This is a genomic window from Hydrogenophaga sp., assembly GCF_018780385.1.
GTDB lineage: Bacteria > Pseudomonadota > Gammaproteobacteria > Burkholderiales > Burkholderiaceae_C > Hydrogenophaga.
In genome coordinates, this window is the sequence record NZ_JADMJO010000103.1 from 22007 (window position 1) to 45486 (window position 23480).

The 23480-nt window shown below is 64.3% G+C and carries 24 protein-coding genes and 1 tRNA gene; 14 read left to right on the forward strand and 11 right to left on the reverse strand.

The window, feature by feature from the left end; all coding sequences use genetic code 11:
- Positions 1–406: 406 nt before the first annotated feature.
- A complete protein-coding gene (priA, locus tag IV113_RS22400; RefSeq protein WP_291089810.1) occupies positions 407–2515 on the forward strand; it encodes a primosomal protein N' in 2109 nt (702 codons plus the stop codon).
- A gap of 9 nt (positions 2516–2524) precedes the next feature.
- Here priA and IV113_RS22405 read toward each other — a convergent pair whose 3' ends face one another.
- The 3 genes from IV113_RS22405 to IV113_RS22415 form a co-directional block, all read right to left on the reverse strand.
- Positions 2525–2938 (reverse strand): hypothetical protein, encoded by a 414-nt coding sequence (locus IV113_RS22405; RefSeq protein ID WP_291089813.1) that lies wholly within the window; start codon positions 2936–2938, stop codon positions 2525–2527.
- On the reverse strand, positions 2935–3435 hold the full coding sequence (locus tag IV113_RS22410) for a GAF domain-containing protein (RefSeq protein ID WP_291089815.1): 501 nt from the start codon (positions 3433–3435) through the stop codon (positions 2935–2937). Before IV113_RS22410 ends, IV113_RS22405 begins: the two co-directional genes overlap by 4 nt.
- A gap of 103 nt (positions 3436–3538) precedes the next feature.
- Positions 3539–4501, reverse strand: a complete 963-nt coding sequence (locus IV113_RS22415; protein ID WP_291089818.1) for an AEC family transporter — start codon at positions 4499–4501, stop codon at positions 3539–3541.
- A 97-nt stretch (positions 4502–4598) separates the two neighbouring features.
- On the opposite strand from IV113_RS22415, the gene IV113_RS22420 reads away from it, so the two are divergent.
- The 4 genes from IV113_RS22420 to IV113_RS22435 all read left to right on the forward strand — a co-directional run bounded on the left by IV113_RS22420 (position 4599) and on the right by IV113_RS22435 (position 9798).
- Entirely contained in the window at positions 4599–6677 is a 2079-nt protein-coding gene (locus IV113_RS22420) for a UvrD-helicase domain-containing protein (RefSeq protein WP_291089821.1), read from the forward strand.
- Entirely contained in the window at positions 6674–7159 is a 486-nt protein-coding gene (locus IV113_RS22425) for a hypothetical protein (RefSeq protein ID WP_291089823.1), read from the forward strand. The genes IV113_RS22420 and IV113_RS22425 overlap by 4 nt, the downstream gene beginning before the upstream one ends.
- 200 nt (positions 7160–7359) lie before the next feature.
- Positions 7360–8385, forward strand: coding sequence for a PEP-CTERM sorting domain-containing protein (locus IV113_RS22430; protein WP_291089825.1), 1026 nt, complete (start codon positions 7360–7362; stop codon positions 8383–8385).
- Positions 8386–8481: 96 nt separating this feature from the next.
- The gene (locus IV113_RS22435; protein WP_291089828.1) at positions 8482–9798 is read left to right on the forward strand and encodes a tetratricopeptide repeat protein; all 1317 of its coding nucleotides are present in this window, start codon (positions 8482–8484) and stop codon (positions 9796–9798) included.
- 38 nt (positions 9799–9836) lie between these two features.
- Here IV113_RS22435 and IV113_RS22440 read toward each other — a convergent pair whose 3' ends face one another.
- Complete coding sequence (locus IV113_RS22440) at positions 9837–10409, reverse strand: hypothetical protein (protein WP_291089830.1); 573 nt, start codon at positions 10407–10409, stop codon at positions 9837–9839.
- A 93-nt stretch (positions 10410–10502) separates the two neighbouring features.
- Here IV113_RS22440 and IV113_RS22445 point away from each other — a divergent pair, with 93 nt between their 5' ends.
- The 9 genes from IV113_RS22445 to IV113_RS22485 all read left to right on the forward strand — a co-directional run bounded on the left by IV113_RS22445 (position 10503) and on the right by IV113_RS22485 (position 15927).
- Positions 10503–11117, forward strand: a complete 615-nt coding sequence (locus tag IV113_RS22445) for a helix-turn-helix transcriptional regulator (RefSeq protein WP_291089833.1) — start codon at positions 10503–10505, stop codon at positions 11115–11117.
- A gap of 107 nt (positions 11118–11224) precedes the next feature.
- Positions 11225–11974, forward strand: coding sequence for a helix-turn-helix transcriptional regulator (locus IV113_RS22450; RefSeq protein ID WP_291089836.1), 750 nt, complete (start codon positions 11225–11227; stop codon positions 11972–11974).
- Positions 11975–11986: 12 nt separating this feature from the next.
- Entirely contained in the window at positions 11987–12325 is a 339-nt protein-coding gene (locus tag IV113_RS22455) for a hypothetical protein (RefSeq protein WP_291089839.1), read from the forward strand.
- A gap of 14 nt (positions 12326–12339) precedes the next feature.
- Entirely contained in the window at positions 12340–12549 is a 210-nt protein-coding gene (locus IV113_RS22460; RefSeq protein ID WP_291089842.1) for a hypothetical protein, read from the forward strand.
- Positions 12550–12792: 243 nt separating this feature from the next.
- On the forward strand, positions 12793–13953 hold the full coding sequence (locus IV113_RS22465; RefSeq protein WP_291089845.1) for a phage/plasmid replication protein, II/X family: 1161 nt from the start codon (positions 12793–12795) through the stop codon (positions 13951–13953).
- Positions 13954–13975: 22 nt separating this feature from the next.
- The gene (locus tag IV113_RS22470; protein WP_291089848.1) at positions 13976–14284 is read left to right on the forward strand and encodes a hypothetical protein; all 309 of its coding nucleotides are present in this window, start codon (positions 13976–13978) and stop codon (positions 14282–14284) included.
- Between the two features lie 31 nt (positions 14285–14315).
- On the forward strand, positions 14316–14711 hold the full coding sequence (locus IV113_RS22475; protein ID WP_291089851.1) for a hypothetical protein: 396 nt from the start codon (positions 14316–14318) through the stop codon (positions 14709–14711).
- 14 nt (positions 14712–14725) lie between these two features.
- Positions 14726–14950, forward strand: a complete 225-nt coding sequence (locus IV113_RS22480) for a DUF4224 domain-containing protein (protein ID WP_291089854.1) — start codon at positions 14726–14728, stop codon at positions 14948–14950.
- 83 nt (positions 14951–15033) lie between these two features.
- Positions 15034–15927: a tyrosine-type recombinase/integrase gene (locus IV113_RS22485; protein ID WP_291089856.1), complete on the forward strand. Its 894-nt coding sequence runs from the start codon at positions 15034–15036 to the stop codon at positions 15925–15927.
- On the opposite strand, the gene IV113_RS22490 is transcribed toward IV113_RS22485, so the two are convergent.
- The 7 genes from IV113_RS22490 to IV113_RS22520 all read right to left on the reverse strand — a co-directional run bounded on the left by IV113_RS22490 (position 15911) and on the right by IV113_RS22520 (position 23470).
- Positions 15911–16978, reverse strand: coding sequence for a hypothetical protein (locus tag IV113_RS22490; protein ID WP_291089859.1), 1068 nt, complete (start codon positions 16976–16978; stop codon positions 15911–15913). The two genes, IV113_RS22485 and IV113_RS22490, sit on opposite strands and share 17 nt — an antisense overlap.
- 88 nt (positions 16979–17066) lie before the next feature.
- Positions 17067–17142, reverse strand: a tRNA-Phe gene (locus IV113_RS22495).
- A 58-nt stretch (positions 17143–17200) separates the two neighbouring features.
- The gene (locus IV113_RS22500; RefSeq protein WP_291089862.1) at positions 17201–17893 is read right to left on the reverse strand and encodes a response regulator; all 693 of its coding nucleotides are present in this window, start codon (positions 17891–17893) and stop codon (positions 17201–17203) included.
- 30 nt (positions 17894–17923) lie between these two features.
- Complete coding sequence (locus IV113_RS22505; protein ID WP_291089865.1) at positions 17924–20176, reverse strand: ATP-binding protein; 2253 nt, start codon at positions 20174–20176, stop codon at positions 17924–17926.
- Positions 20177–20213: 37 nt separating this feature from the next.
- Positions 20214–20927 carry a DUF4390 domain-containing protein gene (locus tag IV113_RS22510; protein ID WP_291089868.1) on the reverse strand — a complete coding sequence of 238 codons (714 nt, stop codon included), beginning with the start codon at positions 20925–20927 and terminating at the stop codon, positions 20214–20216.
- Between the two features lie 34 nt (positions 20928–20961).
- Positions 20962–22344: a 16S rRNA (cytosine(967)-C(5))-methyltransferase RsmB gene (rsmB, locus tag IV113_RS22515; protein WP_291089871.1), complete on the reverse strand. Its 1383-nt coding sequence runs from the start codon at positions 22342–22344 to the stop codon at positions 20962–20964.
- A gap of 67 nt (positions 22345–22411) precedes the next feature.
- Positions 22412–23470: a M48 family metalloprotease gene (locus tag IV113_RS22520; RefSeq protein WP_291089874.1), complete on the reverse strand. Its 1059-nt coding sequence runs from the start codon at positions 23468–23470 to the stop codon at positions 22412–22414.
- Positions 23471–23480: the final 10 nt, after the last annotated feature.

Consider the following 23480-nt stretch of genomic DNA (forward strand, 5'->3'; position numbering starts at 1 on the left):
GGGATACGGCGAACGCCCCAAGGATTTCAGGTAGGCCGAAAGGCGTCATGAAACCGTCATGACCCCAGGGTAGTGCCGGCCATTAACACAAAACATGCCGAAAAACGCGCTTGACAAGCTTTACTTATGCACAAAAATTTTGCTGCGGTGCGCCATGAATGCCGACCACCCACCCAAGCCTTGGGCCACGGGGTATTCTCTCGCAAGTTATTGATTCATATAGATTTTGTAATCTGCTTTTTTTGAAGGCAGTTTAACCAAAGCCTTGATTCTCAAGGGCTGCGGCACCGGAAAATGAATCTATCAACAAAGTTATCCACAGAAAATCTGGATATGTCCCGATGCTGAGCCAAATCAACGACTTACGCCGCATTCCGACAGTTCAACTGAGGAAGAACCGCTAACCATGGCTTTCTGGCCCAGTGTCGTGGTGGCCACCCCCGCCCACAGCGGGGTGGGCGCCAGCCTGACCTACCGAAGTGAGCTGCCGCTCGCACCCGGTACGCTGGTGCGCGTGCCGCTGGGTGCCCGCGAGGTGCTCGGCGTGGTGTGGGAATGCCCGACCACGCCCCCCGAGGGTCTGACCGAAGCGCAGACCAAAACGGTGACCGGCATGCTCCAGGGCCTGCCGCCCCTCAACGAGCGCTGGCGCCAACTGGTGAAGTTTGCTGCCCAGTACTACCAGCGCAGCCTGGGCGAGGTGGCGCTCGCCGCGCTGCCGCCGCAGCTGCGCGATCTGAGCAACGTGCAACTGGCGCGCCGGCTCACGCGCCGGTCGAAGATCGGCGTGGACGAGCACATCCCGGCGGGCGATGTGGCGGATGGCCACGACCTCAGCGACGAACAGCAGCAGGCCCTGGACGCCCTGGCTCCGGCGGCGGCGCCCGTGCTGCTGTTTGGCGCCACCGGCAGCGGCAAGACCGAGGTCTACCTGCAGGCCACGCAACGTGCGCTGGCCGAACATGCCGACGCGCAGGTGCTGGTGATGGTGCCGGAGATCAACCTCACACCGCAGTTGGAGGCACGTTTTCGCGAACGCTTCGAGCCCCTGCGTGGCGCAGGCGCCGTGGTCTGCCTGCACAGCGGCATGACGCCGGCGCAGCGCCTGTCGAGCTGGCTCGCGGCCCACACGGGGCAGGCGCGCATCGTGCTGGGCACGCGCATGGCCGTGCTGGCCAGCTTGCCCGGGCTGCGCCTGATCGTGGTCGACGAAGAGCACGACCCCAGCTACAAGAGCCAGGAAGGCGCGCGGTACTCGGCGCGCGATCTGGCGGTGTACCGGGGCAAGGTGGAGACGGAGGCATTGGCGGCGGGTGAGCGCTGCCAGGTGGTTCTGGGCTCCGCCACGCCCTCACTGGAGAGCTGGCATGCGGCCGATCAGGGACGCTACCTGCGGCTGGCGATGCCGGCGCGCATCGGCGGCGGAGCGCTGCCGCGGCTGCGGCTGGTCGACATGAACCACCAGCCCAAGGGCGCCGTGCTCGCCCCCCCCCTGATTGCTGCGATGGCCGAGCGCATCGGGCGCGGCGAACAGTGCCTGGTGCTGCTGAACCGGCGCGGCTATGCCCCGGTGCTGGCCTGCCACGACTGCGGCTGGAAAAGCCAATGCGCGCACTGCAGCGCGTTTCGCGTGTTCCACAAGCTCGACCGCACACTGCGCTGCCACCACTGCGGCTTCACCGAACGCGTGCCGCGCGCCTGCCCCGACTGCGGCAACCTCGACATCGCACCCGTTGGCCGCGGCACCGAGCAGGTGGAAGAACAGCTCGCCGGCCTGCTGGCGGATGTGAAACGCCCTGACGGCGGGCCGGCGCGCGTGGCGCGCATGGACGCCGACTCGACCCGCCTCAAGGGCAGCCTGGAGGTCCAACTGGCCACCATGCACAGCGGCGAGGTCGATGTGCTGGTGGGCACGCAGATGATCGCCAAGGGCCACGACTTCCGGCGCATCACCCTGGTGGCCAGCATCAACGCCGACTCGGGCCTGTTCGCCAGCGACTACCGCGCGCCCGAGCGCCTGTTTGCGCTGCTCATGCAGGCGGCCGGGCGCGCCGGGCGCGACGCGGCCCAGAGTGCGGCGAGCGAAATGTGGGTGCAGACCTGGTACCCGCAGCACCCGCTGTTCGCCTCGCTCAAGCAGCACGATTTCCCCGCGTTTGCCACCACGCAGCTGGCCGAGCGGCTGAGCGCCGGCATGCCGCCCTACGGCCACCAGGCGCTGCTGCGCGCCGACGCCCGAACCCAGCAGGCGGCCCAGGCCTACCTCAACGCGGCGGCGCACGCGGCGGTGGGCTTGCCGCACTTCGAAGACGTGACCCTGTACCCGGCGGTGCCGCTGACCATCCAGCGCGTGGCCAATGTAGAGCGCGCCCAGCTGCTGGTGGAAGCCACTTCGCGCGGCGCGCTGCAGCGCTTTCTGGCCGCCTGGCAGCCCGTGCTGCTGGAGAGCCGCAGCCTGCCCGAGGCGCGAGGATTGATCCGCTTTGCGGTGGATGTGGATCCGCTGGTGATCTGATACGCCCTTTCAGGCGTCGATCTTTTCTTCGGCGGGCCACAGCTGCTCGACCGTCTGGATCACGTCGCGCAACCTGAACGGCTGCAACAAGAAGCGGCGCACCTCCAGTTCCTTCAGCCGCTTCAGCATGGCCGCGTCGCACGCCGGCGCCATCACCGCCACCGGGATGCCGGCGTCGCAACGGAAGTCTCCGGCGCGCAGACGGCCCAGGAGTTCCAGGGCAGCATCCGGATCGGCCACGGACAACATCAAACCGTCGGCTGGCCAGGCCCGCAGCCACTGTTCGCCCATCGCCAGGCTGGTCGCCTGGTGCATGCGCACAATTTCCAGCTCGCGACACACGGAAGCCACGGTGCTGCGCACGAGTCCATCGGGCTCGATCAGCAACACATGGATGGCAGGGGCACCGATCGCCGCGCTCACGTCAAAGCCTCCTCGCGGCGGAACATCTCCTCCACCACCAGGTCGCGCAGGCCGCCCAGGATCGCCACATCCAGCTTGTCGAACACCCGCGGACGCCGGTCCATGATGCAGAAGGTACCGACGATCTGGCCATAGGGCAGGCGCAACAAGGCCCCGGCGTAGAACCGCAGGTAAGGCTCCCCGATCACCATCGGGTTGTCTTCAAAGCGCGGATCCTTCAACGCGTCGTGTACCACCAGCGTCTCGGACATGTTGACCGCGTGTCCACAGAACGAGATGTCGCGCGAGGTCTCGCACAAGTCCATGCCGAAGCTCGATTTGAACCACTGCCGGTCGCGATCCACCAACGAGATCAAGGCGATCGGCACGTCGAACTCCTTCGCGGCAAACGCCGAGATGCGATCGAAGCGTTCCTCCGGTGGCGTGTCCAGGATCAGAAGCTCGCGCAAGGCCTGCAGGCGCTGCTTTTCGTTGTGGGGCAAAGGGGCCAGGATCATGGTGTTCTCCGAACGCGTCGCAGGCTGAGGTCTTCGACCGACCACCAAGCCGTGGGTTTCACTGTGTATCGGCCCATGCGCCGAAAAGTTGAAGTCCTGTGTTTCAGGTCATCAACGACACAGCGCCCGAAAACGTGAAGAAGGCCGCAGCGGTTGTCACCAGGATGATGCGGGCGATGCGGCCGTTGTCCGCGCCAAAGCGCTCGGCCAGCAGCGAGACGTTGCTCGCGCTGGGCAACGCCGCCACCAGCACCATCACCGTGAGCGCCGCCGGCGAGAGCGGCACGCCGAGCTGGATCGCCGCGGACCCCACCGCCAGCACCAGCAGCGGGTGCAGCACCAGCTTCATGAGCGCAACGGGCAGGTAGTCCGACAGCGGCATCGGGTGGCTGGACTGCATCTGCGCGCGTGCCAGCACCGCGCCGATGGTGAACAGCGCCACCGGCGAGGCCGCATCGGCCAGCAGCCAGACGGTCTGCTCGACAGGTTTGGGCAAGGTGAACGCCCAGGCCGAAGCCACGGCGCCCAGGATGATGGACCAGGGCATGGGATTGGCCAGCACGCCGCGCAAGGCCTTTTTGCCCGCGTCCAGCATGGCCTGCCCACCATGCCCTTCGCCCTCGTCCAGGCGCGAGAGCGCAATGCACAGCGAACTGGTGATCACCATGTCGACCAGCATGGTCACGATCACCGTGCCGGCCACCTGCGCGCCCAGCAGCGCAGCCAGCAACGGAACACCCATGAAGCCGGTGTTGGGGAACGCCGCCACCAAGGCGCCGAGCGAAGCGTCGTTCCAGCGGATGCGTGTGTTCAGCGTCATGGCAATCGCAAATGCCACCATCACCAGCGCGCACACCAGATACACACCCACGACCGAGGGGTCGAGCAACTCGGCGATGGGGGTGGTGGAGCCGAAGCGGTACAACAAACACGGCAGCGCGAAGAACAACACGAATCCGTTGAGTCCCGGGATGGCCTCCAGCGGCAACATCTTGCGGCGGGCAGCCACGAAGCCGGCCAGCACGAGCGCAAAAAACGGGAATGTGACGAGCAGGATGTTGAGCACGGGCGCCATTGTGTCAGGCGAGGCTTCCCATGCGGCGTCAACCCCTCCCGGTATGATTCACCGCTCTGTTTTCGATGCGCTCACCGTCCCCTTTTCCATGTCCAACGGCCTGAACCTTGCCCAGCTTGAAGCCGTGAACCACCTGGGGGGGCCATGCCTCGTGCTCGCGGGCGCCGGCTCGGGCAAGACGCGCGTGATCACGCACAAGATCGGCCGGCTCATTCAGGCGGGTCTGGCCGCCGACCGCATCGCCGCCATCACCTTCACCAACAAGGCCGCGGCCGAGATGCGCGAACGCGCCAAGCAACTGGTGGGGCGTGACGCAAAGAAGGTGCTGATCTGCACCTTCCACGCGCTGGGCGTGCGCCTGCTGCGAGAAGACGGCGCGGCGCTCGGTCTGAAGAAGCAGTTCTCCATCCTTGACACCGACGACATCACCAGCCTGCTGAAAGACTGCGGCGGCACCACCGACGCGGCCACCGCGCGCGGCTGGCAGTGGGCCATCAGCAGTTTGAAGAGCGCGGGCTTGAACTCGGCGCAGGCACTGGCGCAGGCCAAGGACGAGAACGAGCGCGTGACCGCGACCATCATGGGCCGCTACGAAGAGCGCCTGACGGCCTACCAGAGCGTGGACTTCGACGATCTGATCTCGCTGCCGCTCAAGCTGCTCACCGAGCACCTCGATGTGCGCGAGCGCTGGCAGAAGAAGATGGGCCATGTGCTGGTGGACGAGTACCAGGACACCAACGCCACGCAATACGAGCTGCTCAAGCTGCTGGTGGGTGAGCGCGCGCGCTTCACCGCGGTGGGCGACGACGACCAGTCCATCTACGGCTGGCGCGGCGCCACGCTGGACAACCTCAAGCGCCTGCCGCAGGACTTTCCCGAGCTCAAGGTCATCAAGCTGGAGCAGAACTACCGCTCCACCAGCGCCATCCTGCGCGCGGCCAACAACGTGATCGGCCCCAATCCCAAGCTGTTCCCCAAGACGCTGTGGAGCGACCTGGGCGAAGGCGAGCCGGTGCGCGTGGTCGACGCCGACAACGAAGAGCACGAGGCCGAGCGCGCGGTGGCGCGCATCCAGAGCCTGCGCTCGAACTCGCAGCACAAGGAGTTTCGCGACTTCGCCATCCTCTACCGTGCTAACCACATGGCGCGTTCGTTCGAGCAGTCGCTGCGCCGCGCACAGATTCCCTACAAGGTCTCGGGCGGGCAAAGCTTCTTCGACAAGGCCGAGATCCGCGACCTGTGCGCCTGGCTGCGCCTGCTGGTCAACAACGACGACGACCCGGCCTTCCTGCGCTCGGCCACCACACCCAAGCGCGGCATCGGCCACACCACGCTGCAGGCGCTGGGCACCTTCGCCACCCAATACAAGCTCAGTCTGTTCGAGGCGCTGTTCTCAAACTCGCTGAGCAGCGCCCTGCCCGCGCGCGCCGTGGCCACGCTGCACGAATTCGGCCGTGCGGTGAACGAGCTGGAGTACCGCGCCAAGCACACCGTGGGCCACGAGGCCGCGCGGGCCTTTCTCACCGAATGGCTCAAGGACATCGCGTACGAGAAGCACCTGTACGACAGCGAAGACAACGAGAAGGTCGCCGCTGCGCGCTGGACCAACGTGATGGACTTCTGCGACTGGGTCGCCGGACGCTGCGGCGGCCAGATCGAGGACGAAGCCGGCGTGCAGGTGGAGAGTGAACGCAAGAGTCTGATGGAGGTGGTGCAGACCATCGCCCTGCTCTCCACCTTGAGCGAACGCGAGAAGGACCAGAACGTGGTGACGCTCTCCACCTTGCACGCATCGAAAGGCCTGGAGTGGCCCCACGTGATGCTGGTGGGTGTGAATGAAGGCCTGCTGCCGTTCAAGATGGACGAGGAACCCGGCCAGAGCGACGCGGCAGCCGAGAACATGGCGCAGCGCCTGCAGGAGGAGCGCCGCCTCATGTATGTGGGCATCACGCGCGCGCAACGCACGCTGGCGGTGAGCTGGCTCAAGCGGCGCAAGAAGGGTCGCGAAAGCATTCCGGGGCAGGCCAGCCGCTTCATCAAGGAAATGGCGCTGGATTTGGCCACCACCAAGGAAGATCCGCGCGAGAAACTGCGCGCGTTGCGCGCCGAGTTTGCCCAGCGCGCCACCGACCAGGCCGCGCAAAAGGCGGCCGACATCGCACCATGAAGACACGTCGACACCACTGGCTGGCAACGGCCGCACTTGCGCTCGCCACCAGCCTGCCGGCCACGGCCCAAACCCGGGCGGTGGACTGCACCCCACCCGCCGACATGGTGCCCGCCCAGCTTTACGGTCTGTGGCAGCTCGTCCTGTGGCCACAGACCAACGGCAGCGAAGCCGCGCCGGCCTCCACCGGCGCACTCCTGTTCGAACGCCACCCCGAGTACCCGGGCAGCGTGCGCGGCAGCCTCAAGCGCTCCACGCCCGGCAACGATCGGCAGGCCCTGGTCTCAGGCGATGTGACCAGCGGCGAATTCAACCTCGACGAATCGGCCGATGGCGTCAGCATGGACGCCGTGTGGGAAGGCAACGTGACGCCCTCCGGCTGCGGCCAGGAACTGCGCGGCATCCGCCGCCCCGCCGAAGGCCGGCCAGCGGGTGAGCCGGTGATGAACTTCGTGTTGAAAAAAGCGCCTGGCTGGCGCTGAACGATCGTTCCCGTCACCGGTGGTCCGACGCGCCTGATACCCAGGTATGTATGTCGAACTGCTTTACAGATCGGGGAGGCCAGTTGCGAAAAATCATTACAAGTCATTGATTTCTCACAGTTTCAAAAGCTGGCCCAACCTTTGCTATCAACTGGTCCGACGGGGCAATACCGCCGTATGTATCGTTTAAAGGACGTTCCATGAAACTCATCAACTCCTCCGTTGCCGCAGCCATTCTGGCCATTGGCAGCATCGCGGCGGGCGCGGCACATGCGGGCACCGTCATATTCAACAACGCCGTTCCCGCCAACGCGACCGTGGCGCTGGGCGTGAATGACGACGGCTCGCTGAACACCTCGACCGGCAACGTCGCGGTCAATTCCAGCCGCACTGGCCTCGCCTACAACTTTGGCACCCCCGCAGCCTCCGATTGGCGCGACTCGACCTCCCCCGGCTGCTTCTGCGAAGGCTGGGGCGTGTCGGTGAACGGCACCACGAGTGGGTATGCCAACGTGTCCACCGACGGTGGGCCCGTGAACCTGACTTTCGGTGCCCCCACGGGCGTCAGCACCACGAGCGTGACAACTTTGGCAAACCTGACCAGTCTGGCAGGACTGAAGGTGACCCATGCCTATGCCGTGTCGGGTGCCACCAGCGCGCTGTTCCAAAGCACGGTGACGATCCGAAACGACACCGGCGCCACTGTGAATGACGTGAAGTACGTTCGCGTCATGGACTGGGATGTCCCGCCAACGGAATTCGCCGAATACGTCACCATCAAAGGCACGGCCACGACGACGCTGCTGGAGCGCTCACACAACAACGGATTCAACACCGCCAACCCGCTGGGAGGCGACGCCCCCATCAACGGAGCCACGGCAGACGTTGATTTCACCGACGTCGGTGCAGCCGACCACGGCGCCTACTTCCGCTTCAACTTCGGCACGCTGGAAGACGGCGAGGAGTACACGTTCGAGATCTTCTACGGCGCTGCAGGCAACGAGGCCGATGCACTGGCCGCAGTGGCCGCCGCAGACATCGAGCTCTACTCCCTCGGTCAGTCATCGCGCGGTGGAGAAATCACCGGCTCCCCGGCAACCTTCATCTTCGGCTTCAGTGGCGTGGGTGGCATCCCGGTCGGCGAAGTGCCCGAGCCAGGTTCGCTGGCCCTGGTTGGCCTCGCGCTTGCAGGTCTGTGCTACGCACGCCGTCGCCAGCAAGCCTGAGCCTCGCGCCACAGGCGCCTCGAGCGTCTTGGTCAAAAACCCCCGCACCACCCCGGTTCGGGGGTTTTTTCATGGGCATGCCGCTAAGATCACTTCATGAAACACCAGCTCCGCTCCGCTTCTTTTCAGCCACTGCCCGCTCTGGCGCTGATGATCGCCCTGCTGGCGGGCGCCACCACCGCCGACCTCGCGGCTGCACCGGTGGTGAACGACATATCGAAGCCCGGCAGCGGTGCGGCAGCAGAGTCGTATCAGCGCGGCATTGAAGCCTTGGGCAAGGGTGATCTGAAGGTCGCCGAGGCCAGCTTTCGCAGCGCACTGCGACAAGACCCCAAGATGGTTTCGGCGCTGCTGGGCCTGGGCGAGGTCGCGTTCCTCTCCCGGCGGGTTGACGACGCCGGCCGATGGATCGAACAGGCGGTGAAAGCCGATCCGAAGGACGCCAACGCGCAGGCGTCCTGGGGCCGGTTCCTGGTGCTCAAGGGCCGACGCGCCGAAGCCGAGGTGGCGTTGAAACAAGCGGCCGAGTTGGATGCGAAGGCTTTCCGCCCGCGCATCGATCTGGCGGACATGCTGCTCTCGCGCGGTGACGCCGAAGGTGCCATCGTGCTCTACCGCGAGGCGCTGACGATGTCGCCCGAGCACCCGGGCGCACGCTATGCGCTGGGGCAAGCGTTGCTGAAAGCCGGCTACCCGGCGGCCGCAGCGACTGAACTGACCAAGGCGGCGTCACTGGCCAAGGGCAATCCGCTCCCGCTGGTGGCATTGGCACGCGCCGAATTCGCGCGCCAACAACCTGACGCAGCGATGGCCGCGGTGGACCAGGCGCTGAGGATTCAGCCCAGCCTCGTCGACGCGCTCATCCTCAAGGGCGACCTGCTGGACAGCCGCGGTTTGCCCGAGCCCGCGCTGAGGCACTACGAACGCGCCGCACAACTGGCGCCCAAGCTGGCACTGCCGCACATGCGCGCCGGCATGATCCAGCAGCAGCGCGGTCAACTCGACGCCGCGACACAAGCGTATCAACGGACCATCGTGCTTGACCCGAAGCAGTCCGTTGCACTGAACAACCTCGCAGCGATGGCCGTCGAGCGCAAGCAGAACCTGAAGCAGGCCGAGGGCTGGGCACGTCGCGCAGTTGCTGCGGTGCCACGCGCGGCGCAGTTCCATGACACGCTGGCAACGGTGCTGCTTGCGCAAGGCGACCGCCAAGGGGCCATTGCCTCATTCAAGACTGCAACCGAATTGGCACCCAAGGATCCATCGATCCGCTATCACCTCGGCAAGGCACTGGCTGAAGCCGGCGACAAGTCGGAAGCACGCAAGGCACTGCAGGAGGCGCTGTCGCTGACGCCCAACTTCCCCGCAGCCGCCGAAGCGCAGAAACTGCTGGACAGCCTCGGTACACCCTGAGTGCGCAGCTGCGGGCTGGTTCCGCTCGGCTCAGTCGCTCAAACGGATTCGGCCAAGGGCACTTCCCGGGTGGCCAACCGGGGCCCCATCAGTGCAACCATGAGCGCTGGCACGTCATTGTCGAAACTCATCAGGCAGTCCGCAGGCTGCGCAGCCGCTGCGGCCAGCAGCATCTCGCGCACGCTGTCCCGCTGCGTGTCGCTCACCGGTTGACCAAACCCCGCGCCGAGCGCCGAGACACAGGCATCCAGCAACCGCTGCGATCCCAGAACATGCCACGCATAGTCGATCTCGTACCGCTCCACGGCATCCTTCAGACTCTCGCCATCGAGCCGCGCCTCCTCGGCCACATGACGCAGCGTTCGGGTGCTGAGCCCTTGGGTGAAACGGGCCAGCAAGTCATCTGACCCGGTGATCGGGTTGGCATAGGTCATGGGGAGTCCAATCAACAGGAAGGGCGCAGGCCCGGGATCGATACCGTGCTGGCCGATCCAGAAACGAAAAAGCCCATCGCGGTGGATGGGCTTTTGCGAGAAGTTTGGTGGCCTGGGACGGAATCGAACCATCGACACGCGGATTTTCAATCTGCCACCAATCTCATTGTAGTTCATGCAGTTACGTGCCTTCTTCTTCTACAAACGACATGTGAAGCCACCGCCCAGACAGAGCGTGTATCCTCACTCGCAACCATTTTTGTAGATGCCGTGGACACTGATCAGCAACCCGAAGACAACCCATCGCAGGTAGGCCGTGAGCCTTCAAGCGACCCGGATCTCATCTCGATTCAACTGCAGCGCGCTCGGCAAGATGCAGGGCTATCGGTACAGGAGTTGAGCCGACAGACCGGCATTTCCAAAACGGTTCTTCATGGATACGAGCGAGGTCGTACCAAGCCAGGCGCACGTGAGATTCGACTCCTGTCGGCCGCCCTGAACATCTCTCCGAACCGGCTCATCTTGGGAAGTGACGACTTCCACAGCCAGCGCCCTACGTTCACTTCCCTGTTTCGGAAGGTCAAGGCTCGCCCTCAACTCGCCGGCATGATCCTGGTCATGTATCTGCCGCTGATCACACCTCTCTTCGATGAGGATGAGTTGGCGAGCCTGTTGACGCTCTTGGTAGCACTGGTTCGTTCACGCGATCCTGGGTCTGCTGAGCACATGGTGATTGCGGCGGAAGAAGTCGCGATCGCGGTGGATGGCCACACCCTTGTCGATGGGTCAAGGACCATCACCGAAGATGAGTTGATGGCACTCATCGCTTCTGTTCAAGCCAAAGTAGCCGATAGAGTCTCACGATTGACCCCGAATACCCAGTAGCGAATATCAATCTGTAAACAGATCAGTCCTACTAGATATTTTTGTACACCGCTCCTATGATTTAACAAATCAGGCAATTCGGCCTGATTTGAACCATAGGAGCATCGATGATCGACTTTTCAGACCTGGCGCTTTCCCCGAACGAGTCCCGCGCCGCTCGTAATTTCCTCGGACTCAGCCAGGCCCAGGCGGCCGCCAAGTCCAACCTCCCGGCCCACAAGCTCAAACGCTTCGAGACCGGCACCTACGTCCCCGACAGCCAGTTCCTGGACGACCTGCGCGAGTTTTTCGAGGGCGAGGGCTACAACTTCCACGACGAAGATGCACCGGGCGCAAAGGCGAAGGCGCGTGGCGATGTTTTCCCGGCCGGCGTGGTCAGTGGGTCCACCAGCGCCACCGGCGAAACCACCGGTTTTCCCCAGGAAAACCAAGGAAAACCAGGGCGGGCGCTCATGGTGCATCTGCAGTTCATGAGGATCACCCCCGACCTCAACAGCGACCAGGTAGACCGCATCTTTGACTGCATCGAGCACAACGAAGAGACCTTGAACGACGATGCTGGCCAGCCGATCTCGCACGGCATCTTCGGCGCATTCGACACGCCCACTCAGGTGCGCGCGGTGACCGCCCTGCGCTTGCTGGCCGAGAACGGCCTGCTCTACGCGCGCTTGATGGGCCGCGACCCGTTGCCCGTCCCCGCCGGCCAGGACGGCAAGAAGGCCAAGACCGTGGGCGAGCTGCTGGCCATCGCCATGGGCGACCTGCAGGCGGCCGTGGTGGACGGCGACAAGGAGGCCCAGGCGCGCCGCAAGGGCCGCGAGGAGCCCACGGAGGTGCTGCAGGTCCTGGTCGGTTGAAGGGGCGGCGCCATGAGCCATCCTGACAAACAGACGGCAGTGGAGCGCCAACCCGCCGCCCTGCCGGGCCGCGACAGCGCGCCGACCGGGGCACCCAGCAGCGCGCAGGCGCGAATGGGGGGGGAGGGAAGCCCGGCAGCACAGGTGCAGGCGCGCAATGCAGGCGTGCCGACCTCTTCGGGGACCGACGTGCTCCTGCAGGTGGTCACCGGCCTGCTGCCAGCCCTGGTGGTGCGCCTGGTGCCACACCCAGGCACGAGCTGGTTTTCCATCGACCTGAACAGCGAAGGCCTGTTCTTTTTCCTGCGGCCGGTGGAGGTTGCACTGGTTTTCCCATGGGTGAAGTTTTGAACCGCCGCAGGCCCTTGGAGACCATCAGCCTGACCGTGCACACCGACACGGAAGGGCTGGTGTCGATCCGCATGCTGCACCCGCTCGGCCTGCGTACCACCCTCCAGCTGGACGCTGACGAAACGTCGAACCTGATCGACACGCTGATCGAGGCCATGGAAATCATCGAGCCGCCCGCCCCCAAGCCGCGCATCGCGGTGTCCCTCGTTCGGAACAAGGCATGACCGCCACACGCCCCGCCTGGCTCCCCGCCAAGGCCCCCTTCACGCGCACCGATTCCGCCTCAAAGCAGCCGGCACGTCGCCCCTTTTCCAAGCCGAAAGCAACGACGCCACCAGGCCAGGAGGCTGCTTTGAAAACGGCTCGAGTTTTCCTCTTCACGGGAAGTAACACCCCGTATGAGTCTCATGAGTGAGACAACAGCAAAGCCCATGGGACTCGATACGGTGAGATTCAAAACCCCCTACATGGCCCCAAGCATCGTGAAGAGCATCGAAGCCATGGGCACGCACTACGCATGCACCGACAACGCCTCAGGCGTGAAGACCTGGGAGTTCACCCGCACCAACCTGCGCGGCTCGTTCGACTCTCGGATCATGGTGAAGCCCATGCACGAGGACTGCTCGAAGTCCAAACGCGGGAAGCCCGAGTGGCATCCCAGCCCGCCCTACCTGGTGATCGAGTGTTCGATCCCCAAGGCCTTCAACGGTCACAACGTGTACGGCGTCATCGAGGACCTGCAAGAGGCCAGTGAACGGCTCCGCCAGTTGCTGCAGGTGTTGCTGTGCGTCCCCCTGCCCCACTCAGAAAACTGGACCGTGCAGCGCGTGGATTGGGCCGAAAACTTCCAGCTGCCCCACCAGGCCGTGCAGGAATTCTTCGAGGGCATTTATCACGTGGCCTTCCCGCGGCGAAAGATGCAGAAGTACGGCAACGAATCGATTTTCACCCCCGGCACCACCACCACGATCAAGCTGTATCACAAGGGGCCAGAGTTCGAGAAGAACGACCGCAAGCGCCTCTACGTGGTGCTCCGAGGCTTGTTCCAGAAGAACCGCCCCAAGGACGCCCCGCCTGAATGGGCCGACCGGCAGGCCTCCCGCAAGGTCACCGCACTGCAGCGCCTGGCGAACTGCCGGCTCCGCGCCGAGGTGGAGATTCATGCGGAGAAGCTGGACTACAACTTCGGCCACAAGCCCAAGGTGCGCGAGATCACCACGGCCTACCTGCAGGAGGTTTTCGACCAGGAGATCAAACGACTGCTGCGCGAGGGCAAGGGTGCTGTGCAGATCGTCCGATCCAGCCTGGCGGTGCGTGATCGCCTGGACCTGCGCTACTCGCCCGAGCTGGCCGGCTTGCTCCACGGGTTCTGGATGGGCCTGGCCATGCACGGTGAAGACGACATGAAGAAGCGGAGCACCCGCCCCACCTTCTACCGCCGCCGCAAACAGCTGATCGACGTGGGCGTGTCGTGGCTCGCCACCGATCAACAACTCATCGAGCGTCAGGGGCAAATGCTGCCACCTGATTTCTCCCCCGTTCGCGAGAACGCCAGGCGCTGTCATTGCCTGGTGCGCGAAAGACCCGCCCTCGACTTTGAGCGTGGGCTACTTCAACTGGCCGCTTGAGGCCAAAACCCTAGGAACCATCATGAGCGAAACCGTACTGATCCTCCGCGCCTCCAAATGGGAGTTCACCGACGAAAAGACCGGCGAAATCCGCAAAGGCTGCACCGTGCACTACATCAACGACTATCAGGTCGAAACCGACAACGCGGTGGGCGATGCCCCATTGAAGGTGACCGCCACCGATGAGGCCTTCTACGAGATCAAGCTCCACAAGGCCCCAGGCATCTACGAGATCGGCACGCGCACGAAACCCGGGAAGGATGGCCAGGCCACCGTGGTGCTCACCAAGGCGCGCTTCAAGGAAGCCTTCACGCTCTCGCACTACGAGTGAGCCGGCGTCTCAACCCACCACAAAGCCGTCGATGATCACAGCGCCCAAAGAAATTTTCAGCAGCGAGTTTTTCGATCTCATGGTTCACGAAATGACTGTGGAGCGCACCGCCAAACTGCTGGGGGTGCACGAGACCACGGTACGCCGTTGGCTTCGCGGGGCCGTTCCAATACCCAGAGTCGTGTTTCTCGCTCTGTTTTGGGAAAGCCGTTGGGGCCGCTCGATCATTGACTGCGATCACCATGCAGAGCTCAACCTCATGCGCCAGCGCATCGGCATCCTGGAGGCCCAGGTGGTGAAGGCCAAGGACATCATCACGGGCCTGCGCTCCATGCAGTACGGCACCGCGAACGAACCCCTCTTCGATGACCTGCGGGACTTCGACGTGAAGACGCCCGACACCCAGCAGCGCGCCCACATCGGCTGATCACGGAGACCACCATGGAGGCCGGATTTTTCCTCGAACCCGAAGAGGTCGCCACCCTGACCGGATTCAAGACGCCTTCTCGCCAGGTGCAGTGGCTCCGCACCAAGGGCTGGCGCTTCGAGGTGAACGGCAACAGGAGGCCCATCGTGGCCCGCAAATACGCCGAGAAGATGCTGGGGTGCGGCGTGCCCGAACAACGCGCCTACGCCCCGAATTTCGCGTCCCTGCAGGCCCGGTGATGGGTCGCAGACGCCAATCCAATTTCGACGACCCACCGCGCTTCCATCGGAAGGGGAACGTCTGGTATCACGTCAGCGGCACCATGCCGCGCGTCTGGACAAAGCTCTCCAGCGATAGGGCCGAAGCCCTGCGGTTGTGGGCACAGCGCGAGGGCGTGAGAGAAGACGACTCGACCAGGCTGTTTTCTGTCATCGCGCGGCGCTATGTTCGCGAGGTGTACCCATCGAAGTCCGTGCGCACCCGCCAGGACAACGACAAGGAGCTGGTGCACCTGCTGCGAGTGTTCGGGCACATGCCCATCGACCTGATCGCACCCATGCACATCCGTGAGTACCTGGACATTCGCGGCCAGGCGGCCAAGGTGCGCGCCAACCGGGAGAAGGCCCTCTTTTCGCACATGTTCAACAAGGCCAGGGAATGGGGCTACACCACCGCCCCGAACCCCTGCCAAGGTGTCAAAGGCTTCAAGGAGGCAGGGCGCGACCGCTACGTGACCAACGATGAATTCGAGAAGGTGCGCTCGCTCGCGCACTTCACCGTGGTCGATGCCATGGACCTGGCGCTGCTCACGGGCCAGCGCCCTGCCGATGTGTTGAAGCTACAGCGCACAGACATTCGAGACGGTGCGTTGTGGATCGTGCAGAACAAAACGGGCGCGCGCTTGGGCATCGAGATCACGGGCGAGCTGGCGGCCGTCATCGACAGGATCAACGGCAGATCCCGGACCGCCATCAGCGCCTACCTGATCCAGGACGAAAAGGGCCAGCCACTCAGCCAGTACGCCTTGCGCTCACGCTTCGATAAGGCGCGCACTCTGGCGAAGGTGAGTTTTCAGTTTCGGGACATTCGGGCAAAGGCCGCGACCGACACCGGTGACCTTGCTCATTCGCAGAAGCTGCTGGCTCACAAAAACCGCGAAATGACCGAGCACTATGTTCGCCGTCGAATCGGCGAAGTAGTCAAGCCTTTGCGGTGACCGCGCCCAGTTGTCTCATACGCAGGAGGTAATACAGCGGGGATCGTACTTGGGACGATGTTGCGTCTCCAGCACGAAGCTCTACCAACGTAGAACCGACAGCTGCAATCAACTGCGCCAAGGCTATCTGAGGGGGTAACGTTGAGAATGCCGTCGCCAATTCAGGCGCTCGTTCAGCGGCCTTCCAGGCAACGTTTAGCCAGTTTCTTTTCGGCTTCGCGATTTCATTCTCAAGCGCTGCCAGCACAGGAACTATGTCCGTCTGAACCAAAAATTTTGCTGCACTTATGATTTCTTCTGCCGAAGAAGCTTGGCTGATCTGAGCGTTCAGCTGCTTACTCAACTGCAATATCGAAGCTCTAAAAGCTAGCAAATATGGCCTCAGCTCGGTGCGAGCCTCAACAATCTGCAGCGGCGAGAGCGCCCGTACAGCAGGTAGCATCACAGCTGCACACTCCATCGCCAGAATCGTAGACAAGAGCTGTGCATTGTTCTGAGCGCCTGCTCCCTCGAAGCCTGGTACGGGGAGAGAGGGATTGTCATTCACAAGAGGCAATCCCTTTTCTCCGGCATAAATCATTGCCCGAGCAGGGTAGTGAAGCATCCCTGGATACTCGATAGAAGTCTCACCACCAGGAAGCGCCTTGTAGAAACGCACATGGTGAGTGGGGATGAAATTCTCCCGTACACCCCATATCTGGCGATCAATTTCGGCAACGATCTGTGCAGCTAACTTATCTTGCTCGCTATCAGTGCCAAGCCCGCTTGATTGCTCATCGAACACGCAGAACTCTTTAAGGTGCGGCACGTGCTCAATGAGTCTGAGCGCGCTTATGAGGACGGCAGTCTCAAAGTCCATTCGCTTACCGACTGCTTCGATGATCCTCTCTGCCTCTGCATGAGTGGCCGCAATTTCCGTCCCATCCGGGGGGAGATAGACGCCCGGAAAGTGCACTTTGTCAAACAGTAAACCCAGCAGAGTTAGCGCTCCCTGGTTCGGGATTGCGGCACTGTAGTAAACGACTTCGAGCTTGGGTTCCAAACTGGACATTCCACCTCCCTGGAAGGAATTGTAGAAAGAGCGCCGCGAATGTAGAAACGCCCCAGAACCCGAAAAGGGCGCTGGGGCGCATAGATACTGGTGGCCTGGGACGGAATCGAACCATCGACACGCGGATTTTCAATCCGCTGCTCTACCAACTGAGCTACCGGGCCTTCGAGAGAAGCGAGATTGTAGCAGCTTCCAGGACCTCGATTTCGAGCCGCACAGCACTCAAAGTGCGTTGCGTTTGCTGCGCGCCAGATCGACGCCGAGCTGCTTGAGTTTGCGGTAGAGATGAGTGCGCTCCAGACCGGTCTTCTCGGCCACGCGGGTCATGGAGCCGGCCTCTTTGGAGAGGTGGTATTCGAAGTAGGCCTTCTCGAACTCATCACGGGTTTCGCGCAACGGACCTTCGAGGTTGAAGGACTGCGATGACTGCGGTCCCATGTCCATCACGGGTTCGGGCAAAGTGCTGCCAGTCATGGCGGCCTCGACCGTGAGATCCATCGACAGGCCAGAAGCGAGGCGAACGGGCACAGCGGTGGGGCTGGCCTTGGGCGGTGCCTTGTTCAAGCCCTGGTCCACAGCCTTGAGCAACTTGGCCAGGGTGATGGGCTTCTCAAGAAAGGCGGTGGCGCCGATGCGCGTGGCTTCCACGGCAGTGTCGATGGTGGCATGGCCGCTCATCATGATCACCGGCATCGACAACAAGCCTGTGCTGGCCCATTCCTTCAACAGCGTCACACCATCGGTGTCGGGCATCCAGATGTCGAGCAACACGAGGTCGGGGCGCAACTGGGCGCGCACGGCACGGGCCTGGGCAGCGTTCTCGGCCAGTTCGACCGTGTGGCCTTCGTCGTTCAGGATTTCGGAAAGCAAGTCCCGGATGCCCAGTTCATCATCTACAACCAGAATTGTTGCCATGGCGCGGTGTGTTTCCCTCGGTACTTGTTGTCAATTCGCAACCGCGAATGATAACGACACTTGCGCGCCGATCACCTTGCCTTCGGTCACACGGTTGCTGAGATCCACGCGGCCGCCGTGCTCATCCATGATTTTTTTCACCACGGCAAGTCCGAGCCCGGTGCCCTTGACCTTGGTGGTCACGTAGGGCTCAAACGCACGCTTGAGAATGTGCTCGGCAAAACCGGGGCCCTGGTCCAGCACCGACAGGCGCACCCACTGGCCGGAATCGGAGCGGCGCGTGCGCAGCACCACCTGCGCATCCGGCACACCGGCCATGGCGTCCTGAGCGTTCTGCACGAGGTTGTGCAGGATCTGGCGCACCTGCTGGGGATCGGCCTGGGCCATGGGCAGATCGTCGACGGCCTCCAGGCGCACGGGCACGGCGGCGTTGTCGTAAAGCGAGAGGATGTCGCGCGCGAGGGCGTTGAGGTCAACCGGCTGCAACTGCGCGGCGGGCAGGCGCGCGTAGTCGCGGAACTCGTTGACCAGACGTTTCATGGCGTCCACCTGGTCAACGATGGTTCGCACCGACTTGGTCAGGATGGCCTGCTCGGCGGGCTGCACCTTGCCGTCAAGCTTCATGGCCAGGCGCTCGGCCGACAGCTGAATGGGCGTGAGCGGATTCTTGATCTCGTGCGCCAGGCGCCGCGCCACTTCACCCCAGGCCTTGGCGCGCTGGGCCGAGACCATTTCGGACACATCGTCGAACACAAGCAGCCGCTCGTTGTTGGGCAGGAGCGCGCCGCGCGCGATCAAGGTGATGCCTTCGTCGAACGGGGTGGTGCCGTTGGCGCTGAGCTCGAACGACTGTTGCCAGTAACCGCCTTCGTGCGGCGTCTGATCGGACAGGAAACGCTCGAACTGCTGCAGCACGCCGGTGGAAAACGCCTCCAGTCCGGGCACGTCGGCCAACGGCTCGCCCATGTGCAGCGCCAGCGGCGTGCGCAGGATGCGCGCGGCGCCGGGGTTGACGCTTTGCAGGCGGCCTTGGCTGTCGAGAACCACGACACCCGCCGTGAGGTTGTCCAGGATGGTCTGCAGGTTGTCGCGCGCGGCATCCACCTGTTCCATGCTTTGCTGCACAGCGGCGCGCGCGTCTGACAGGTCCTGCGTCATGAGAGCGAAGGTGCGAGTGAGGCCGGCGAGCTCGTCGCGCGAGGGCAGCGATTTTTTGGGCGAGAGATCGCCAGTGGCCACCTCGCGCATGCCTTCGGCCAGCACCAGCAGCGGACGAATCAACTGGTTGCCCAGCAGCACCGCCAGCAGCACCGCGCCGAACACCGCCAGAAACAAGGCCAGTGTGAGGGTGCCGATGTACATGCGCCGCAGGCCCTCGCGGGCCAGCGCGCGCTCCTGGTACTCGCGGTTGGCCACCTGCACGGCCAGTGCGTCGGCCACCAACGCGGCGGGCAAGGGTGCCACCACCTGCAGGAAGCGCGGCTCGGCATCGAAGCCGAAGCTGGGAGGACTGACCAGCGCCAACACTTTGATGCGCGCCTGCCCGGCCGCCAGCATGGCCTCCATTTCGCCATCAGCGCCTTCGTCGAGCCCCTCGATCTGCGCCACCACGCGCGCGTTGCGCACGCTGCGCAGCTGGGCAGCACTGGGCCGCTCGGGGCTAAGATCGAAGCGAGAGAGACCGGAACTGCCGAGCGCCTGGCCCGAGGCGCTCCAGAGCACGAGATCGGTCACGCCGAGTTGCTCGCGCAAGCGCTCCAGCGCGAGCACGGCCGATGAATTGGGTGTGCGCCCGAGGCCTTCGGCGGCCACCCGGGTCTTGCTGCTGAGATCGGCGGTGAGCGTGTCGAGCGTGGTGCGGCCGAGGTTGAGGCCGGCGGCCAGCGCCGACTCCACGCGCACGTCGAACCAGCTCTCGATGGAACGCGAGACGAACTGGTACGACACGGTGTAGATCAACAAGCCGGGCAACACGCCGACCAGACCAATGATGGCCGCCAGCTTGATGAGCAGGCGGCTGCCGAACTTGCCGCGTCTGAAACGCATGGCCAGCCGCACACCCAGCCACACGATGACCAGCAGCAGGAAGCCCGCCACGGCCACGTTGATGGCCACCAACCAGCCGAAGTTCTGTTCGTAGAGGGCACGGTTGCGCGTGGCCAGGGTGAGCAGAAACAGCAGCACCATGCCCACGCCGGTCATGAAAACCAGGCCCGCACCGATGGCCCAGCGCACGGCCCCTGGCCGCTTGCGATTCGTGGGGATGGTGTGGTCTGGGTTCACAGTGAAATGGTGGTGGGCGCGCTGGCGCACAGGGACTTCAGCGGACCGGGGAGGTGGATTCCGCCTCGGCCCGGGCACTGGCCGGGACTTCCACAGTGTCGCCCCCTGCGGCCGCGGGCGCTGGCGGTCGGTCGATCTCGGCGCGATGGGGGACCTCGATCCGGTCCCGAACCTCGATGGTCCATTCCCGCTGGTTGCCCACACCGATCTGGAACGGCCGCGGCAACAAGGACAGGTCGAGGCGAAAGGCAAAGTCGACGTAGTGGCTTTCGTCAGCTGGCAGCCGCGTGGCCTCGACGATCTTCCACCGTGTGACTCGGGCCACCCCGGCCAGGGCATCGCCCAGTGAGTCGTAGTTCTGGTGCAAGGCGTATTGCAAGCCGGCCCCACCGGCGCTGGCGCCTGCGTCGTTCGCCAGGCTCACACGCCAGCGACGGGTGAGCGGCTGGTAGGCCAGACGCAAGGTGCGGGTGACGCTGGCCACGCGGCGATCGGCCCAGTACCAGCGCTCGCGGTAGACATCGGCCTGCCAGACGAAATACAGCGGCACCGACTTGAGCAGCGCCTCCTCCACCACCTGGTCGGGAGACAGTTCCATGCGTCCCGAGAGGTACAGCGCCTCGGGCGTGCGCTGCAGGTTGAGCTGGTACACCTGCGGTTTCTGGGCCTGCGCCTGGCCCAGGATGCCCAAGGTGAGCACCCACAGACCCACGAGCCTGGTCACCCACAAAACGATTCTCCAACGGCTCATGTCACCCACCCACCGCGTCTGGCGCGGTGACAGTTCAAGGCTGGGCCTTGTCGATGCAGGTGTAAAAAAATCCGTCATATCCACCCAACGGATTGTCGTTGAACTGTCCCTGTGGGGCGGCCGAACCGGGCAGCAAATGGCCCGGAGAGGGCCGATGCACTGCATTGGTGTGGCGCTCAAGGAACGCTTGGACCTGTTCGGCCCCTTCAGCGCGGAACACGGAACAGGTGGCGTAGACCAGACGCCCCCCCGGTTTGAGCATCGGCCAGAGTGCCTCCAGCAAACCGCGTTGCACTTTGACCAGTTGGTCGACGTCGCTGGCGCGACGCAACCAGCGCACATCGGGATGGCGGCGCACGATGCCGGAGGCGGTGCAGGGGGCATCGAGCAGGATGGCGTCGAATGGCCGGCCGTCCCACCAGGTGGCGGGCTTGCCAGCATCGGCGCAGCGCACCTCGGCGCTCAGCCCCAGGCGCTTCAAGGCGTCATCGACGCGTTCGCAGCGGCGTGCGTCCACGTCCAGGGCCAGCAGGCTCATGTCGGCGCGCTCCAGCAAGTGGGCGGTCTTGCCGCCGGGTGCGGCGCAGGCATCCAACACACGGTGCTCGGTGCTCAAGTTCTGGCCGTCCAGCAGCAGCGTCGCTGCCAGCTGCGCCGCAGCGTCCTGCACCGAGCAGTGGCCTTGTGCAAAGCCGGGCAGGCGTTCAACCGGTTGGGGAGCGTCGAGCACCAGCCCATCGTCGCCCACGGGGGTGGAGGCCACGCCGATCGCTTGCAAATCCAGTTGGTAGGCAGCACGCTCGACCCGGCGGCGGTTGACCCGCAGCGTCATGGGACCGGGCTGGTTGTTGGCCGTCAGGATGGCTTCCCAATGCGCGGGATGATCGCGCTGCAAGCGCTCGATCCACCACAGCGGGTGGTTCCAGCGCGCCACCGGCTGGCGCATGGCTGCGGCCATCAGCGTCGGGCGTTCGCGCAGGAAACGGCGCAAACAGGCATTGATGAACGCCGCCTGCCGCGCGGTGCCGCGGTCCTGCCGCGCCGCGTCCACCGCCTGGTTGACCACCGTGTGGGCGGCATAGTGCAGGCCACTCGACGAACCCGCCTCGACGTCTTCCAGCATCAAGCTCAACGCGCTGCACAGCAAGGCCTGAACCGCAGCGTCGGGCTTGCGTTGCACCAGTTGCTCGACCAACGCGCGGGCCGTGCCCAGGTGGCGCAACACATGGAAAGTGAGTGCCTGCACGCCCGGGCGAAGCTCGGACGCCACCTGCGGCAACACGTCGCTGAGCGACTGCCCCTGCTCCACGGCCTGCACACAACGCGCGGTCTGGCGCAACTGGGTGGCGAGGCTGGGCCCCAAGGGTGCGCCGGGTGGACGCGAGGCGGGTTGGGAAGAAGCGGCCGAAGCGGTCAATCAGGTTCCGGGCAAAAGGTGGGTGGGACCGGTGAGGGTACCAGCACAACCCGCCGGTGAGGTCACCTCAGACCAAGGTCCAGCCGGGGGCCTCGGCGTCGGGGGCAGTGGCTGGCAGGACGGCCTCGGGCTCTGTCTCGCGTTGCAGTGGCAGCGGGCCCAGGCTGCGGCCGTAGATCCGGCGGATCCGCTCGGTGAGCGGCGGATGGGAATCAAACCAGCCTGCGACCTTGCCCGACTCGTTGGCCACCAGCAGCATGTGCTGCACCACCGAACCCACGGCGCGCGTTTCCACGCCCTCGCTCTGCTGGGTCAGGATCTTGCGCAGCACGCCGCCGAGACCATCACGGCTGCGCGTCCACTGCACCGCGCGGGCGTCGGCCAGGTGCTCACGCTGGCGGGAAACAGCGGCCTGCAAGGCATGCCCGGCCACCCAGCCCAGCCAGCCTGCGGCCATGATGGCCAGCCCGATGAGCGAGGCGGCCATGCGCCGGTCCTGGGTGTCCGGCTCGAACAGGGTCTGCCCCATGCGGTAGAGCATCTCCAGACCGAACACCATGCCGACCAGGCGCATGTTCAGGCGCGTGTCGCCCTCGCCGATGTGACTGAACTCGTGCGCCACCAACCCCTGCAATTCGTCGCGCGTGAGGTGGTCAAGCGCGCCCTGGGTGACCGCCACCACCGCGTCGTCTTCGTCCCAGCCGGCTGCGAACGCATTGATGCCCTGGTCGCGTGCCACCACCATGGCTTGTGGCCTTTTCACGTTGGAAGAAATGGCCATCTCATCAACGATGTTGCAAAACCGCTGCTCGTCAAAGCTGCCGGAAGGCTGCGCCAGCCGCGCGCCCAGTTGCTCGGCCAGGCGCATGCCACCGCCCTCGCTCAGGCGCGACGTTTCCACCCACCACCCCCCCAGCACAAAGAGCAGGGTGACACCGGTGTTGACCGCAAAGAAATGGCGCGGGTAAGTCAGCGCGCCCGGCATCCAGAAACCCCAGGTCAGGCCCCAGGCCAGCGCCAGGGAGGCGTTGACCGCCACCACCAGCAGCACCACGGTCAAGCCGAAGGCCAGCAACAGACGCGTGGTCTCACCCCGTGCTTCGCGCTGGAATTCGAAGAACCGCATGGCCAGGCCA

What these genes read in the sequence shown, in the direction of transcription:
- IV113_RS22520 (WP_291089874.1), bottom strand. Translation starts at nt 23,470, where the DNA reads ATGCGGTTCTTCGAATTCCAGCGCGAAGCACGGGGTGAGACCACGCGT.
- IV113_RS22490 (WP_291089859.1), bottom strand. Translation starts at nt 16,978, where the DNA reads ATGTCCAGTTTGGAACCCAAGCTCGAAGTCGTTTACTACAGTGCCGCA.
- IV113_RS22500 (WP_291089862.1), bottom strand. Translation starts at nt 17,893, where the DNA reads ATGGCAACAATTCTGGTTGTAGATGATGAACTGGGCATCCGGGACTTG.
- priA (WP_291089810.1), top strand. Translation starts at nt 407, where the DNA reads ATGGCTTTCTGGCCCAGTGTCGTGGTGGCCACCCCCGCCCACAGCGGG.
- IV113_RS22475 (WP_291089851.1), top strand. Translation starts at nt 14,316, where the DNA reads ATGATCACAGCGCCCAAAGAAATTTTCAGCAGCGAGTTTTTCGATCTC.
- IV113_RS22430 (WP_291089825.1), top strand. Translation starts at nt 7,360, where the DNA reads ATGAAACTCATCAACTCCTCCGTTGCCGCAGCCATTCTGGCCATTGGC.
- IV113_RS22440 (WP_291089830.1), bottom strand. Translation starts at nt 10,409, where the DNA reads ATGAACTACAATGAGATTGGTGGCAGATTGAAAATCCGCGTGTCGATG.
- IV113_RS22420 (WP_291089821.1), top strand. Translation starts at nt 4,599, where the DNA reads ATGTCCAACGGCCTGAACCTTGCCCAGCTTGAAGCCGTGAACCACCTG.
- IV113_RS22450 (WP_291089836.1), top strand. Translation starts at nt 11,225, where the DNA reads ATGATCGACTTTTCAGACCTGGCGCTTTCCCCGAACGAGTCCCGCGCC.
- IV113_RS22465 (WP_291089845.1), top strand. Translation starts at nt 12,793, where the DNA reads ATGGCCCCAAGCATCGTGAAGAGCATCGAAGCCATGGGCACGCACTAC.
- IV113_RS22425 (WP_291089823.1), top strand. Translation starts at nt 6,674, where the DNA reads ATGAAGACACGTCGACACCACTGGCTGGCAACGGCCGCACTTGCGCTC.
- IV113_RS22510 (WP_291089868.1), bottom strand. Translation starts at nt 20,927, where the DNA reads ATGAGCCGTTGGAGAATCGTTTTGTGGGTGACCAGGCTCGTGGGTCTG.
- IV113_RS22485 (WP_291089856.1), top strand. Translation starts at nt 15,034, where the DNA reads ATGCCGCGCGTCTGGACAAAGCTCTCCAGCGATAGGGCCGAAGCCCTG.
- IV113_RS22435 (WP_291089828.1), top strand. Translation starts at nt 8,482, where the DNA reads ATGAAACACCAGCTCCGCTCCGCTTCTTTTCAGCCACTGCCCGCTCTG.
- IV113_RS22470 (WP_291089848.1), top strand. Translation starts at nt 13,976, where the DNA reads ATGAGCGAAACCGTACTGATCCTCCGCGCCTCCAAATGGGAGTTCACC.
- IV113_RS22410 (WP_291089815.1), bottom strand. Translation starts at nt 3,435, where the DNA reads ATGATCCTGGCCCCTTTGCCCCACAACGAAAAGCAGCGCCTGCAGGCC.
- IV113_RS22480 (WP_291089854.1), top strand. Translation starts at nt 14,726, where the DNA reads ATGGAGGCCGGATTTTTCCTCGAACCCGAAGAGGTCGCCACCCTGACC.
- IV113_RS22455 (WP_291089839.1), top strand. Translation starts at nt 11,987, where the DNA reads ATGAGCCATCCTGACAAACAGACGGCAGTGGAGCGCCAACCCGCCGCC.